This window comes from Candidatus Defluviilinea gracilis, from assembly GCF_057138825.1.
On record NZ_DBNHEF010000050.1, the window covers coordinates 1 to 13,893 of the forward strand.

The 13,893-nt window shown below is 52.6% G+C and carries 14 protein-coding genes; 3 read left to right on the forward strand and 11 right to left on the reverse strand.

Annotated features, from left to right (window positions below):
- Nucleotides 1–201 precede the first annotated feature (201 nt).
- The gene (locus AC16KF_RS07270; RefSeq protein WP_484036639.1) at nucleotides 202–567 is read left to right on the forward strand and encodes a VOC family protein; all 366 of its coding nucleotides are present in this window, start codon (nucleotides 202–204) and stop codon (nucleotides 565–567) included.
- A 151-nt stretch (nucleotides 568–718) separates the two neighbouring features.
- Here AC16KF_RS07270 and AC16KF_RS07275 read toward each other — a convergent pair whose 3' ends face one another.
- A complete protein-coding gene (locus AC16KF_RS07275; RefSeq protein ID WP_484036640.1) occupies nucleotides 719–2,281 on the reverse strand; it encodes an outer membrane protein assembly factor BamB family protein in 1,563 nt (520 codons plus the stop codon).
- Nucleotides 2,282–3,220: a hypothetical protein gene (locus AC16KF_RS07280; protein ID WP_484036641.1), complete on the reverse strand. Its 939-nt coding sequence runs from the start codon at nucleotides 3,218–3,220 to the stop codon at nucleotides 2,282–2,284.
- 26 nt (nucleotides 3,221–3,246) lie between these two features.
- Here AC16KF_RS07280 and AC16KF_RS07285 point away from each other — a divergent pair, with 26 nt between their 5' ends.
- Entirely contained in the window at nucleotides 3,247–4,410 is a 1,164-nt protein-coding gene (locus tag AC16KF_RS07285) for a glycosyltransferase family 4 protein (RefSeq protein WP_484036642.1), read from the forward strand.
- Nucleotides 4,411–4,636: 226 nt separating this feature from the next.
- Nucleotides 4,637–6,544, forward strand: a complete 1,908-nt coding sequence (locus AC16KF_RS07290) for a glycosyl hydrolase family 18 protein (protein ID WP_484036643.1) — start codon at nucleotides 4,637–4,639, stop codon at nucleotides 6,542–6,544.
- Nucleotides 6,545–6,715: 171 nt separating this feature from the next.
- On the opposite strand, the gene AC16KF_RS07295 is transcribed toward AC16KF_RS07290, so the two are convergent.
- The 9 genes from AC16KF_RS07295 to AC16KF_RS07335 form a co-directional block, all read right to left on the reverse strand.
- Nucleotides 6,716–7,138: an acyl-CoA thioesterase gene (locus tag AC16KF_RS07295; protein WP_484036644.1), complete on the reverse strand. Its 423-nt coding sequence runs from the start codon at nucleotides 7,136–7,138 to the stop codon at nucleotides 6,716–6,718.
- A gap of 65 nt (nucleotides 7,139–7,203) precedes the next feature.
- Nucleotides 7,204–7,566 carry a response regulator gene (locus tag AC16KF_RS07300; protein WP_484036645.1) on the reverse strand — a complete coding sequence of 121 codons (363 nt, stop codon included), beginning with the start codon at nucleotides 7,564–7,566 and terminating at the stop codon, nucleotides 7,204–7,206.
- A gap of 70 nt (nucleotides 7,567–7,636) precedes the next feature.
- Nucleotides 7,637–9,286 (reverse strand): HD domain-containing phosphohydrolase, encoded by a 1,650-nt coding sequence (locus AC16KF_RS07305; protein ID WP_484036646.1) that lies wholly within the window; start codon nucleotides 9,284–9,286, stop codon nucleotides 7,637–7,639.
- 40 nt (nucleotides 9,287–9,326) lie between these two features.
- Nucleotides 9,327–10,199 (reverse strand): ADP-ribosylglycohydrolase family protein, encoded by an 873-nt coding sequence (locus tag AC16KF_RS07310; RefSeq protein WP_484036647.1) that lies wholly within the window; start codon nucleotides 10,197–10,199, stop codon nucleotides 9,327–9,329.
- 123 nt (nucleotides 10,200–10,322) lie between these two features.
- Nucleotides 10,323–10,643, reverse strand: a complete 321-nt coding sequence (locus AC16KF_RS07315) for a hypothetical protein (RefSeq protein WP_484036648.1) — start codon at nucleotides 10,641–10,643, stop codon at nucleotides 10,323–10,325.
- Nucleotides 10,630–10,911, reverse strand: coding sequence for a BrnT family toxin (locus AC16KF_RS07320; RefSeq protein ID WP_484036649.1), 282 nt, complete (start codon nucleotides 10,909–10,911; stop codon nucleotides 10,630–10,632). The genes AC16KF_RS07315 and AC16KF_RS07320 overlap by 14 nt, the downstream gene beginning before the upstream one ends.
- 69 nt (nucleotides 10,912–10,980) lie before the next feature.
- Nucleotides 10,981–12,357: a vWA domain-containing protein gene (locus AC16KF_RS07325; RefSeq protein ID WP_484036650.1), complete on the reverse strand. Its 1,377-nt coding sequence runs from the start codon at nucleotides 12,355–12,357 to the stop codon at nucleotides 10,981–10,983.
- A 114-nt stretch (nucleotides 12,358–12,471) separates the two neighbouring features.
- Nucleotides 12,472–13,431: an AAA family ATPase gene (locus AC16KF_RS07330; RefSeq protein WP_484036651.1), complete on the reverse strand. Its 960-nt coding sequence runs from the start codon at nucleotides 13,429–13,431 to the stop codon at nucleotides 12,472–12,474.
- Complete coding sequence (locus AC16KF_RS07335; protein ID WP_484036652.1) at nucleotides 13,424–13,738, reverse strand: hypothetical protein; 315 nt, start codon at nucleotides 13,736–13,738, stop codon at nucleotides 13,424–13,426. The genes AC16KF_RS07330 and AC16KF_RS07335 overlap by 8 nt, the downstream gene beginning before the upstream one ends.
- Between the last annotated feature and the right edge of the window lie 155 nt (nucleotides 13,739–13,893).

Sequence of the window (13,893 nt, forward strand, 5' to 3'; positions counted from 1 at the left end):
GTTTTGGCTCTCATTCGACAGGCTAAATTTCATAATGCCGCTCACGCCCGTCGCTGGTTTGCCGCGCACATCTCACAAGCCTTTGCCCTACTCACCACACCTTTTTCTCTACTTTGGTAAAGCCATAGCATTCCCACATCTGACGCTTGACAGGTTAGAACATATATTCTAGAATCGCGTCAACCAAAAAGGAGAGTAACCATGTCCAAACGGAATATTGTCCATGTTGAAATTCCCGCCGCCGAGCAAGCCGCGGCTGGAGCGTTCTATCGGGAGTTGTTCGGGTGGAAGATCACGCCGATTCCTGAAATGAATTACACCCTGTGGGAATCAGGCGATGCCGTTTCCAGCGGCGGATTCCCCAACGTTTCGCAAGAATTCCCGGCGGGACAAGTGATCGTTTATATTGACAGCGACGACATCGAAGCCGATTTGAAACAAGTGGAACAACTCGGCGGCAAGGTTGTGCGCGCCAAAGAGGAGATTCCCGGCTTTGGCTGGTTTGGCATCTTTCGAGACCCAACAGGAAATATGCTGGCGTTGTACACGAGCAATAATCCGCGCTGACAAATAACCAAACAACGATACGGTAAACATCCTTGAAAACAGACAGACACCCGTCGCCATAGGGTGTCTGTCTTGTTTAACTTCTGCTTTACAGCTTCGGTTCTATTTCCTGAGTATTTTGGGATACGTGCCTGATGAAATCTGTTTACTCCTACGACAACAACACCTGTCCGCAATACTCGCACTTGTCCATGCCGAGTTCGAGCGTGCCGCCACAGTTGGGGCACTGGATCGTTTCCACTTTGATGGGGAAGCCCGCAGTTTTGAACGCGGTTTCGTTGTCCGCGAGATCGCCGCGCAGACGTTTGAGTCGCGCAAGGTAGGCGTCGCCTGTCACCTCGCCCGATTTGCGCAAGCGTTCCACATCCGCAATTGACTCTTTCAACATGCGGCGTTCGGCTTCGAGCGATTCCCTGCTTTTATCTTGGAACGACACTTTCAATTCAGGTTTCTTCGGTATCGAAGCAAGGATCGCCGCGATGATCAAAATGAACGCCGAAACGATCACGCCAACGACCAACGGCGTGTATTGAAATCCTGGTATCGAATTGAAATTGACCTTGTTCACTTGCACATCGTTATAATCCGCGATCACCACATAACGTTCGCCGTTGAGTCTGCCCACGTCGATGCGCGTGATGCCCGTGCTGTGATTTTCTAAATTGTTGCGCGAGCCGTCGCCCGTGAACACAGCCACAGTCCCGCTATCGTCGCCGATCACCGCTTCCTCCGCGCCGTCGCCGTCCACGTCGATGCCAGAAATTTCAGTGACCTTGTCCGAAAGCGAACCCGTCCACATTTGATTCACCGCGCCGCCGTTGATCGAAAACGCCCACACGCCGCCGTCTTTCCCGCCGACCACAAACTCGCGCGACGACGGGTCGCCGTTCAATTCCACTTCGCGGATCTCGGACACTGCCTGTCCCATACTTTGCGAATAAATTTGACTCCCATCCAGTGCGGATAATGCGACGAATGCGCCGAACTCGCCGCCCGTCAGGATTTCGCTGTTCCCATCGGAGTTGAAGTCGAACGCGCGCATCCTCCGCAGGGACTCCAGGTCCGCCTCCCAAACTTTTTGCCCATCTTCATCTAAAACCACCACCGAGCCGTCATGCGACGCGGCGGCGAGATGTGTTTGACCGTTGATGAGCGCGTCGTCGAGTCCGCGAATCTCTTCGCCGCCGACGGAGTAATTCCACAAGGGTTGACCGCTGAGACTCAACGATTGAAGTCCGCCGCCAGAATCGCCGAGGACAATTTGAGGTCCAGAGGGGAAGCGTAGGATCGCAACGCGCGCGGGGAGTCCGACAGTCAGGCTTTGCGCGAGCGTGGTGGCTTGTCCGTCAATGATCGTGTCCACTGAATAACCCAAGTCGCCGAGATAAAAGACCACCACATCTTCGCGGTTGTCGCCGTTCACGTCGCCGAGCGTGGTCTTCGGGTATTGATAGTCTTTCGTGAACAGAATATTTCCACCGCCATCGAAGATGGTCACGTTCTGCGCGTTTTGGATGAAGAGTTCGTCGTTGTCATCGCCCATCAAGTTGATGACCTTCATGCTTTCGGCGGTATCGTAACTCTGCGACCAGATTTGCGACGCGCCGAATTTCTCCGCCTTCGCCAGTCCGCTGAACGAGAACAACGCGGCAACCACCATCACGAGACAGACCAGAACGAATGCAACCACGAACGGGATAATTTTGCGACTCATTTACGCCGCCTTTCTTTGCAGGAGAGTGTATGCCGACTTGAGGATTTGCAAGATGTTTTCATGTTCCACTTCTTCAAAAGGTGAATTGGCGACGAACGAGACCATGCCGCCTTCGGTGCTTAATTGACTAATGGTGAACTTGCCGATGTTGAGTCCCTGTTTGAACTCGTCGCTGGTCTTGGCAATTTTATACACTTCGGGGTTCGGCACGATGCGGACTTTCAAGTCGTGCGCGGTGCCTTTGAACTTTTCAGGCTTGCTCTTCATCTTGCCGCTGATGCGACTGCGCTTCCAATACGATTTTCGCTTCTTCGATTTTTGGATTCCCGAAACGCGGAGAATACTACCGTCATACAGTTTTGCTTTCAGCGCGAGCCACTCGTCGCGGAAGTATTCGGTCGTGCGCCCTTGCGCGTCGTTGGCGGAACGCGCTACTTTGGTGGGGAGCAGGGAACCTGTAAGGTCGAGATGGCCCAAGTAGGTCGAGTCAGGCTTGAGGTCGTCGCGAAGCGTGTAGAGGATGTCGCGCGTGCCGTTGTAGCGAGTCGAGATGTCGTACGAATCGCTTTTCCGCAATCCGCGCGCCATCACAATGGCGGCGATCCACAACGCGATGCCGCCGCCCGTGAAGACGAACGAAAAATATCCGAGCAAAAGCAGGATGCCGTCAATGAGCATCAAGCCAATGCCTGCGAAAAAAATCATCATGGGAATCCAACGCCATTTGTCGCCCGCCTTTTCCGTTTTGTTCACGTCGAAGCGGAGTTTGTTCATCCCTTGAATGATAGAGGTGGGCTTGTCGGCGAGCGAGATGTAAACAGGCAGGAGTTGTTTTTTGCCGAGCGACGTTGTTTCGCTGACGCGTTTGCGCGCGGTGTTCAATAAATAGAAGAACACGATCACTGCAAATAGTAAGCCTCCGCACAAAACAAATTCCATAGAATCTCCTCGTTTATAATCTTGTCATGCCTCGCGTACTCTATACCGCCTTCGATGTCGTGCCCAGCCCGAAGGGCGCGTCCACACATATTTTGCATAACATTCGCGGGTTGGTCAATGGGCAATTTGATGTCCATTTGGTTACGCCGAATGACGGCGCGCTCCCGACCGAAGACGCGATCGAAGGTGCGCGAGTCACGCGCATCTCGCAAGACGTCTCGCAAAATTTTTTGGCGCGCGCCACGCATTTTGGAAAGGCGGTCTTCAACCATCTCGCCTTGCATCACGAGTACGATGTTGCGCATTATCGAAACATCTGGGATGGGCTTGCCATCGCGCAGAACAAAAAACGCTTCGGCTACAAAACCCTCTTTGAAGTCAACGGACTTCCCTCGATTGAACTCAAATATCATTACCCTGGAATCGATTCGGAGTTGCTGACCAAGATCAAAGAACAGGAGATTGCGACTCTTCATCTTTCGGATGCGATCATCTGCCCCTCGAATGTGACGCGCGACTACATCGCCTCGCTCGGACTCCCCTTGAGGCTGGTCACAGTCATCCCGAACGGAGTTAGCCCTTCGGATTTTTCCGCCTCGCCGTTGCCCAGCCGCGAGGGACGAATCCCCACGTTGTTGTACATCGGCACCCTCGCCGATTGGCAGGGACTCGAAGTCGTAGTCAAAGCCTTGCCGAAGATTCTCGAACAGCGAGCGGTTCGACTCCACATCGTCGGGCGCGGGCGTTCGAGGCAGAGAAAATTTTTAGCGAAGCAGATCCGCAAACTGGGCGTCGAAGAGAACGTGATCGTCCAGCCTGCCGTGCCGCATCATGAAATCCCAGCATTGATCGCCAGCGCGGACATTTGCGTCGCCCCGCTGGGGTTCAACGACCGCAACGTCACGCAAGGCGCGTGTCCCATCAAGGTGTTGGAATACATGGCGGGCGGGCGTCCGCTGTTGGCGTCGAATCTGCCCATCGTCCGCGAACTCGCCCGCGAAGATGTGGACGCGTTGTTGTTTTCGCCGAACGACCCCGATGATCTTGCAAAACAAGCGTTGACCTTGCTCGACGATTTCGACTTATCGAAACGATTAGCCGACTCCGCCTCCGAACGGGCGCTCACGAAATTCACATGGCACGAATCGCAGAAGAAGTTGTTGAAGGTGTATCAGAAACTGCTGGCGTAAAACCTGACAAGTTTTACGCGTGTCGTTGCCATCAGAAATCATACCGTGGACGCAGAGCGCGATTAATAACCGTTATGCGGAAACCTGTCAGGTTTTTTCAGAATGCTTGTGATACACTCCTTTCCAATGTGTTGGGAAAAATCTGTTGAAGTCGAATCAAACCAAACCGATCGTCATGAAGGGATAAAGCATGCGCAAAATAAGTTGTGTCCTATTGGTGTTGTTGATGGCAAATATTCTGAGCGGTTGTAACTCAACGCCTTCTTTAGCCGAAGGCAAACGCGTGGTCGGATATTATGCCCAATGGGTTGCCGATCAACGAGGCTATTTCGTCTCCAGCATCCCAGCGGACAAACTCACTCATATCAATTACGCATTTGCCAATGTGACTGACGATGGCAAATGCGTCCTTGGCGATATAGCCGCCGATACTGGGCGGATATACACCGCGAAAGAAAGCGTCAATGGGAAAGACGATTCAACCGATCCCACCGCTCTGCATGGAAACTTCAATCAATTGTTGCAACTGAAAGAAAAATATCCGCACATTCAAACGCTGATCTCAATAGGCGGCTGGACCTGGTCGGAAAATTTCTCCGACGCCTCGCTGACGGACGAATCTCGCAAGGCGTTCGTCGCTTCGTGCGTGGACTTGTTCCTCAAACAATACAAAGGTGTCTTCGACGGTATTGACATTGACTGGGAATACCCGGTCAGCGGCGGCGAGGAACCCGACAGGGCGCGCCCGGAAGATAAAGAGAATTTCACGTTGTTGTTGGCGGAATTCCGCAGTCAATTGGATGAACTCGGCAAAGCGGACGGCAAGAAGTACCTGCTGACGATTGCCGCGCCGGGCGGGGGCGATAACAACTCCAACTATGAATGGGCGAAGTTGAGTCAGTCTCTCGACTGGATCAACGTGATGGCGTATGACCTGCACGGACTTTGGGAAGCCAAGACGAATTTCAATGCTCCGCTGTATAGTTCATCCGGCGACCCCGGCAGCGCCTCTCAAACGGTGGATGCCAGCATCCGCAACTACTTGACTGCAGGCATCCCGCCGGAGAAGATCGTGTTAGGCGTCCCGTTCTATGGACATGGATGGCAGGGCGTGCCTGAAGAGAATAACGGTTTGTTCCAGTCCAATACAGGCGGCGCGCCCGGTAAATACGAAGCGGGTTCTTTTTACTATACCGAACTCAAAGCCGATTACTTTGAAACGTATACCCGCTATTGGAACGACGAGTCGCAGGTTCCGTGGTTGTACAACCCCTCCACGAAAATCTTCATCAGTTACGAAGACCCCGAATCGATTGCCGCAAAAGCGGGCTACGCAAAAGATCAGGGACTTGGCGGCGTGATGATCTGGGAATTGAGTCAAGGCGACGATGATATGCTGGACGCGATCCAGACCGGGTTTGAGAAGGGCGGCTTGCCTCATATCGTCCCGACGGTAGGCCCCAATGCGTTATTAGTTCCGCGCCCCTTCACGATGGAACTCCATAGGATCAGCGGAATCACAATTGACGGCAAATTAGACGATTGGTCCGCCGAGCCGAGTTTCGTCTTGAACGACGCCTCGCAGATCGCTCATACGGTCGCGCCAGATAGTTGGAAGGGACCGCAAGACTTATCCGCCGAAGTCTGGCAAGGCTGGTCTGAGGAAGGATTGTATTTTGCCCTCAAGGTGGTGGACGACGTGCATTATCAAACCGTCGCCGATACCGATCTCTGGCACGGAGATTATGCCGAGTGGCAGTTTGATACGCAACTCGAAAAAGATTACAACAACCCGGGCATGAACAACGACGATTACCAGATCGGCGTCTCGGTCGGCGATTTTGCCGGCGTTCCCCCGATTGCCTTCGCTTGGTTCAATGGACCCGACGCCTCGAACGTCATTGCGATCCAGCAGGCTCAGGTCCAAACCGAGGATGGCTACATTTTGGAGGTATTCATCCCGAAGGAGCTCCTCAAAGACATCACCCTTTCCGAAGGGGCGGTATTTGGGATGAACGTCAGCCTCAGCGACACGGACAGCGCGAGCACACAGCAGAAAGTGATGCTGTCCACTTCGGCGACACGCATCTACACCGATCCGCGCACGTTTGGAAAAATAATCCTGGTTAAATAATTGACGTTACTGTCTCTCGTAATGCGACATTTATGTCGCACTTGCGCAAGAACAGCCTGGAACGCGAGTAAATAATTGACGTTACACGGTCAAGCCACAGAGACGCCGAGAAATAATAAAAATATTTTCTCGGCGTCTTCGTGACTCTGCGGCAGCAATACGCAGGATGAATCATGTGGGATTTTCGTCGGGAACAATCGGAAATAATGCCATGATTTCAGCGGGGATTGGGAGAGGTCTGCCTGTAGTTAGGTTGACGAAGAACCACAACGTCTGGCCTCTGGCAATCACCTTGTTATCAGCCGTCCTGACGAATTCATACTTGCGAACCGCTCGCGAAAGTTTTTCCTCAGCGATCCACGTGCGGACTTCGAGTTCATCGCCGAGAAAAGCAGGCGCGAGATACTCAATGCGATGTTCGCGCGCAAACCATCCCGTATTTTCGGGTTGCTTGAATTCGGGAATCGCCTGCGGGTGACGGGTGGCGGCATCCTGCATCCATTGCACGTAGATCACGTTATTGACGTGACCATACTCGTCAATGGCGCTTTGTGGAACTGTGAAAGTATGTTTAAAGAGGGGAAGTGGCGGCATGTCCCCAAGTGTACACCAAACAGAAAGACCTCACAGGTCTTCAAGACCTGTGAGGTCTAAAGTAGTTAACTCGTCAAAGATTTGATCTTGCCGATGAACTCATCCATGCCGAAGGGCTTGGTGATGTAATCCGTCGCGCCGACGCTTTTGGCTTTCGCTTTACTTTCGGCATCATCCTTCGCGCTGACGATCACAATCGGAATCTTTGCAAACTTTGGATCGTTACGCAGGAGTTCGCACAATTCAAAACCTGTCAGGTCGGGCATCATCAAGTCCAGCGTGATCAGGTCGGGATTCACAGAATGAGCAGTCTCCATGGCTTTCAGGCTGTCGTTGACCGTCGTCGGCTGGTGTCCGTTCATGCTGACAAGCACTTGCATCAAGTTGGTGATGGTGACATCGTCGTCCACGATGAGAATTTTAGGCATGGGGGGTATCTTACCAAGCGATTGCCGAATGGGGAAGCCAGCAAAAGCGCGAATCGCTTTACAAAATCGTTTATGCCGCGCGGTCTTTTTGTGTTTTGATCTCGCCCGCGAGATAGGCTTTGATGAGCGCCTGCACGCATGCGTCGTCGAAATGCGAACCCGAATCTTTTTGCATTTTGTTCAAGACTTCCTCCACGTCGAGCGCGGCGCGGTAGGGACGGTCGGAGGTCAGCGCGTCGAACACATCGGAGACGGCGACGATTCTTCCGAACAGTGAAATTTGGTCGCCCGTAAGGTGGTTTGGGTAACCCGTCCCATCGATGTGTTCATGATGTTCCGCCAGCGCAGGGATTTCGTTGCGCAACAGCCGCACGTTTTGCATAATGCTCGCTCCGATGGCGGGATGTTGTTTCATCGTGTTGATTTCATCCTCCGTCAAATGACCTGGCTTGCTGAGGATGGTATCGGGGATGCCGATCTTGCCGATGTCGTGGAGTAATGCGCCAATCCGCAGTTGATGGATGATCTCAGGAGAGAGTTTCATTTGTTTGCCAATGGCAACCGAAAATTCACTGACGCGTTGCGAGTGTCCGTTCGTGTACGGGTCTTTCGCGTCGATGGAGGCGACCATGGCTTGGATCGTGTCGAGGAAGAGTTCGTTCGCGTCGCCGTAGAGTTTGGCGATCTGGAAAACCGTCGCGGCTTGCTTTGCCAACGTTTGTAGTAAATCGGCATCTTCGGTGGTGAAGTAGCCGTCCACGCGGTTGATGGCTTCAAGCCCGCCGATGATCTGCGGTTGGGCGGACCCAAGTTCCTGTCCGAGTTGAACCGCTTGTGTGATGAGAGGAACAGCGATCAATGAGGTGGTTGTGATTCCCGTGATGGGTTCAGCGTCTTTGAAGTGTCGATCATCTGCGTGAACATTTGGAACGAAGATGATGTCGCCGCTTTCGATTGCCGCGCCGATGATTCCCTGTCCGCGTGGGACGCGCAGCGCGGGGACCTTCGACTCGCTTGAGGAGATGTGCAAGACAATGTCGTTGCGCTCTTCGTCAATGAGGAATAACGACGCGTGTTCGGCGTGGAGCAAGTCGCGGGCGTAGCGAACGATGAGGTGGAGAACCAGGTCGCGGTCCAGATTCGAACCGATGATCCCGATGATGTCAATCAACGCTTCGAGTCGCGCTGTCCGTTGTTGACTGGCTTCCAGCAACATCGCTTTCTCGATCTCGGATGCCATCCGCGCGCCGAGCATCTGCATGATTTGTAGCGGCGTGTGGGAATAATTGAAAACTTGCACGACGCCGATGGGTTTGCCGCGCAAGAGCAGGGGAGTGGAGATGACGTTGCGAAGCCCCTCTGAACTGCGCGACACTTTTTGCCAGCGCGGATCGCGCGCGAGGTCTTCAATCACGAGCGGATCGAGTTGTGCCATCGTCGCGCCTGCGATGCCCGCGTTCGTTTTGATCCGTTTGCCGATTAAACTGTGGTCGCTGTTGGGTCCCCGAATAACTTTGAAAATGAGTTCGTCTTGTTCCGAGTCGAGCAAGTAAAGCGTGCCTGCGTTCCCGCCACAGACCTCGATGATGAGGTCGAGCATCTGGTTGAGGAGATCGTCCAGCTCGGTATTGCTGGCGATCTGGTTCGCGCGGGTGAGAATGTTGTAGAGTTGTGATGTTTCGTCGTCGGCTGGCGGTTTGGGCTTGCTTGCTTTTGCCATGAGGAGGATTATACGACTGGTTGAATTGAAATTTGAATGGTTAAAAAGTTAATCCCAAAGGTTCCCGTCGAGCAAGCCATGCTTGAGGAATTTCAGGTGCCGATAAAGCTACGATCCCACCGACGATGGCGCATGTAGTGTCGACATCTCCCAAGCCCTTGGCTGTATTCCATAATGCATCTTCAAAATCATCCAAATGGTGCGCGGCGCTCCACAAACAAAATGGAACCGTATCTTGCGCTGAAACTTTTTCTCCTGAACCCAGTTGTTTCATTGCGTCAATGATCGCGTCGGATGGAATTTGCATTGCCAACTCGGTGTTAGTCTTTACCACTCCATCGGGAATGTGGGGAATCACAGCCTTTAGAAAGTCATTTCCTTTTGGAAATGGTCGGTTGGTTGCAATCGCGGCGGCGACCGCGACTGCTATAGCCCCAGCCCTCCCTTCACTGTGGTAATGAGTAACCTCTGCGGATAATTCCGCTTCCTTTTTTGCTCGATCAAGATCGCTGTAGAAGAAAGCGCCAATCGGCGCGACGCGCATGGCGCTGCCATTTCCGAAAGAGCCAGTGCCGAACAGGGTCGGAGAAATGTCCCGCCAGCTCCCTCCTTTTGCAACTTTACCTAGCAGGCGATGGGCGCCTCCCGCATATCCGCGATTAGGATCTTGCTTGTATCTTTTGGCAAACAATGCAATCAATTCGTCTTGATCGATTCGGTTGAACTCCTTGAGAATTTCGACAATAGACAGAGCCATATGTGTATCATCTGTCCAGTTCCAAAAAGTCTGTGGTAGATCGGCGAATGCCGTCTCGAACGGAGAACGACGAAAGAATAGCTCGCCAAACGAGTCGCCAACAGACAAGCCATCTAAGCTTTTGATTGCATTCGAGAGAGCAATATCGATTTCCATTTTTCTCCATAAATGCTACCCCGCCAACAGCGAATCCACCGCCTCTGCCAATTCCCTCAAATTGCTGACCTTCAACACATTGTTGCACATCGGCGCGTACCTGGGCATGTCGCTGTCATCGTGCTACTTTTCCGCCACCTGCCGCGCGGTTGACCTTTGTGTGCTGTATCTTCGCGCGGGCATTTTCTCTGTCAAGCGGATCAAAGAGCGCAAGGCTTCGTTGACCGCTTGCGAATCAGAGAAATACTCGCGCACGTCGGGAGCAAGTAATACAGAACCCTCCGTTAGCGCGTAATGATTGACTGTGGTCGTTCCATCTTTGTGATTTACGCGAACGGTATAGCCTTTTTCCAGCGGACGATAGAATTTTCCACGTTCGCCTTTGCTGAAATCGTACTCAGCGCGCATTTCGTCATTTTTCTTTTTCTTGTTAGTTGTTTTCATGGGTTTTTCTCTCACCATTCGTTGCTTTTCTGCAACTGATCAATCGAATTCTTTCTTCTCGTTCGGTGTGCACAACGACTAATAGGCGACCTTGAACGGAAACCCCGATGGAAATATACCGTTCTTCGCGCTTTGAATGTTCGGGGTCAAACACCGTAGCGATCATCGGGTCGTTGAAGATGGTCGCTCCTTCTTCAAAACTAACGCCGTGTTTGTTAACGTTATCTTCGGCTTTTTCATCGTCCCATTCGAATTCGATGGTTTCCATGTCGTGTATCCTCCCAAATTATAAACCCAACTGATAACTGTTTACAGATCACTGCTCACTTTCACTGAACTACCCCGCCAACAACGAATCCACCGCCTCTGCCAACTCCCTCAAATTGCTGACCTTCAACACATTGTTGCACATCGGCGCGTACTTGGGCATGTCGCTGTCACCGTGCCAGAGATATGGAGGTTCGGGATTCAGCCAAATCGTCCGCGCGGCGCGGCGGCTCATCGTGGAGAAAATGTCGAGGCGCGGATCATAATAATTATTGCGCCCGTCGCCGACGACGATGAGCGTTGTCTGCCCGTTGAGCGTGTCCATGTATTCGCTTTGAAAATCGTTGAGCGACCAGCCGAGGTCGGTGTTGTAACTTCCGCTGGGCATCCGCCACAAAACGGACGCGATCGCCTCGTCCGCGTTCGAGCCGCTGAAATCCTCCGAGATCGATTCGAGATGATCAATGAACGCGAACGCGTGAGTCTTGCGTACTTGTCCTTGCAGTGCAAAAAGAAAACTCAACATCAATTCTGAACAAAATCGCATCGAGGTGCTGATGTCGCAAATGACCACGATCTTCGGTTTGCGCACGCGGTCTTTGTGTTTGATCTCCATCGGCACGCCGTGATATTTCAAATTCGCGCGGATGGTCGCCTTCGGGTCGAGTTGTCCGCTTTTGGCGCGCTTTTGCCGCAACGCGATCCGCGTTCGCAACATGGCGGCGAGTCGCTTCACTTCGTTTTGCAAAACTTTTTTATCGGCATCGCTCAGCGCGTGGAACGGACGGTTGATCAAATTGTCCACGCCTTCGCCGCACGGTCGCTCGCTCATATTCTCGGCAATGCGTTCGCCCGCGAATTGTTCGATCTGTTCTCGCATGCCCTGCAAATTTTCCTGAATCATATTTCGCATTTGCTCGACGCGGTCGCGGCTCATACCCATCTGCTGGAGTTGTTCCATCAACTCTTTCAACGCCTCGCGGACTTCGGGGAACGCCAGCGCGCGCATCATCCGTTGCGCCATCCAATTTTGATAACGGAGGTCGTCCATCTGATTCAGTCCGACCATCTGACCCAACGCTTCCAGCTCCGCACGGGATAGCTGGTCGCCGCTCATAAGCCTCTGCATCCGCTGACGGAGATTCTCCGTGTACTGCCGCAACGCGTCCGCCAGCATCTGCGCCTCTTCAGGCGTCATATCGTCGGACGGATTTCCGCCCATCATTGGCGGCGTCCCTGTCCCAAAGAACAATGGGAATAATTTATCGAAAACGGGAATGTCTTTCAGATCTTTGACCAGCGTGGCGCGCAGAGATAACCGAAACTCTTCGCGGTCTTGAATCCCCATGATATCCACCGCCGAAAACGCCTCGGCAGATTCGGCAAGTGATACGCGCACCCCGCTCGCGCGTAAGGCTGAGATGAGTTGAAGGATGCGAGATTCCATATTCGACCTTTTTTGAACCGCTAGGCACGCTAAGGCCGCAAAGATTTAAAAAGGTTTTCTTGGCGTGCTTCGCGCTCTTTGCGGTTAATTTTCGTTGTTCTCCGCAGAGAAAAACTAATTATTTGTAAATCTCCCGAGATCGTCAGCCCTCGGCTTAGGCGGCGGTGGCGGATTGATAAATTGCCGCTTCGCCTTTTGCAAATCGGCTTCGTGTTTCAACAAAACTGAGATCGTATCCTCGAGCGTGTCCTTATCCAAATTGGATGCGTTCAACGCGACGAGCGCGTTCGCCCAATCCAATGTCTCGCTGATGGACGGGGACTTGCGCATGTCTCCTTTGCGGAGGCGTTGCACAAACTCCACAGCCTGTTGCGCCAGTTTCGGATTCAAATCTGGGACTTTGAGTCTCACGACTGCAAGTTCTTCCTGTAATGTCGGGTAATCAATGAACAGATACAAACAGCGCCGCTTCAACGCTTCGGAAAGTTCGCGCGTGTTGTTCGATGTGAGAATCACGAACGGACGATGCTTCGCGGTCAACGTTCCCAACTCTGGCACAGACACTTGAAAGTCGCTCAATACTTCGAGCAAGAAGGCTTCGAACTCCGCGTCGGCGCGGTCAATTTCGTCAATCAGCAACACAGATGGTTGTTCGCTCAAAATCGCTTTCAACAATGGACGCTGCAAGAGGAAGCGTTCAGAAAAGAAAACATCTTCTTCTTTGGCGAGTTTATCCGCGGCTTCGGATAGCGAGTCCGCTTTGCCGAGGGTGTCGTTCAACTTGTCGCGCAGGAGTTGCGTGTACAGCAATTGCTTCGAGTATTCCCATTCGTACAACGCTTTCGATTCGTCCAACCCTTCGTAACACTGCAAGCGGATCAATTCCCGTCCCGTCGCGCCTGCGATGGCTTTGGCGAGTTCCGTCTTGCCGACGCCTGCAGGTCCCTCGGTGAGGAGCGGCTTTCCTAACTTCTGCGCGAGGTACACAATCGTGGCGATCTCGCCAGAAGCGATATATTTTTGCTTGTTCAACTCAGACTTGACGGAGTTTGTCGATTCAAAAAGTTTAGTCATTCTTCTCCCAAAGCATCTTCAAAGGTTCGATTCGTTTCCACCCTTCGCCTTTGCTCACATATTGAACATTCAATTCAGTGAAATAGTCATCCAGAACTGCGGCACGTTCCTGTGCCAGCGGCGGGACACAATAATCTTCCTCCTCCCAAATTGCTATGCCTTCGGTTTGCCAGCGAGCGTTGTCGAGTCCCATTTGCAAGGCGTTACCAAACGGGCGCATCGCGCGGATCTCGCCCGAGTCGAGCCATTTGCGCAGATCGTTCATCTTCGATTGAATCGGTTTGGCTGTGACCAAATAATATGCCATGTGGACTTCCTTTTCATGTTATGTCACCCTGAGCGCCAGCGAAGAGTCTCTACGTCGATGTCGTAGATTCTTCGCTCCGCTCCATTAGACTTGAAGTAGTATTGGAGTTGCCAAACAAGGGCTGAACAAGTCTAGAGCCGCTCACGAGGCAAACG

Bases quoted from the DNA above. Each gene is read 5' to 3' on its own strand.
- AC16KF_RS07305 (WP_484036646.1), bottom strand. From the start codon at position 9,286: ATGGCAAAAGCAAGCAAGCCCAAACCGCCAGCCGACGACGAAACATCA.
- AC16KF_RS07335 (WP_484036652.1), bottom strand. From the start codon at position 13,738: ATGGCATATTATTTGGTCACAGCCAAACCGATTCAATCGAAGATGAAC.
- AC16KF_RS07325 (WP_484036650.1), bottom strand. From the start codon at position 12,357: ATGGAATCTCGCATCCTTCAACTCATCTCAGCCTTACGCGCGAGCGGG.
- AC16KF_RS07320 (WP_484036649.1), bottom strand. From the start codon at position 10,911: ATGGAAACCATCGAATTCGAATGGGACGATGAAAAAGCCGAAGATAAC.
- AC16KF_RS07295 (WP_484036644.1), bottom strand. From the start codon at position 7,138: ATGCCGCCACTTCCCCTCTTTAAACATACTTTCACAGTTCCACAAAGC.
- AC16KF_RS07290 (WP_484036643.1), top strand. From the start codon at position 4,637: ATGGCAAATATTCTGAGCGGTTGTAACTCAACGCCTTCTTTAGCCGAA.
- AC16KF_RS07300 (WP_484036645.1), bottom strand. From the start codon at position 7,566: ATGCCTAAAATTCTCATCGTGGACGACGATGTCACCATCACCAACTTG.
- AC16KF_RS07330 (WP_484036651.1), bottom strand. From the start codon at position 13,431: ATGACTAAACTTTTTGAATCGACAAACTCCGTCAAGTCTGAGTTGAAC.
- AC16KF_RS07280 (WP_484036641.1), bottom strand. From the start codon at position 3,220: ATGGAATTTGTTTTGTGCGGAGGCTTACTATTTGCAGTGATCGTGTTC.
- AC16KF_RS07270 (WP_484036639.1), top strand. From the start codon at position 202: ATGTCCAAACGGAATATTGTCCATGTTGAAATTCCCGCCGCCGAGCAA.
- AC16KF_RS07315 (WP_484036648.1), bottom strand. From the start codon at position 10,643: ATGAAAACAACTAACAAGAAAAAGAAAAATGACGAAATGCGCGCTGAG.
- AC16KF_RS07285 (WP_484036642.1), top strand. From the start codon at position 3,247: ATGCCTCGCGTACTCTATACCGCCTTCGATGTCGTGCCCAGCCCGAAG.
- AC16KF_RS07310 (WP_484036647.1), bottom strand. From the start codon at position 10,199: ATGGAAATCGATATTGCTCTCTCGAATGCAATCAAAAGCTTAGATGGC.
- AC16KF_RS07275 (WP_484036640.1), bottom strand. From the start codon at position 2,281: ATGAGTCGCAAAATTATCCCGTTCGTGGTTGCATTCGTTCTGGTCTGT.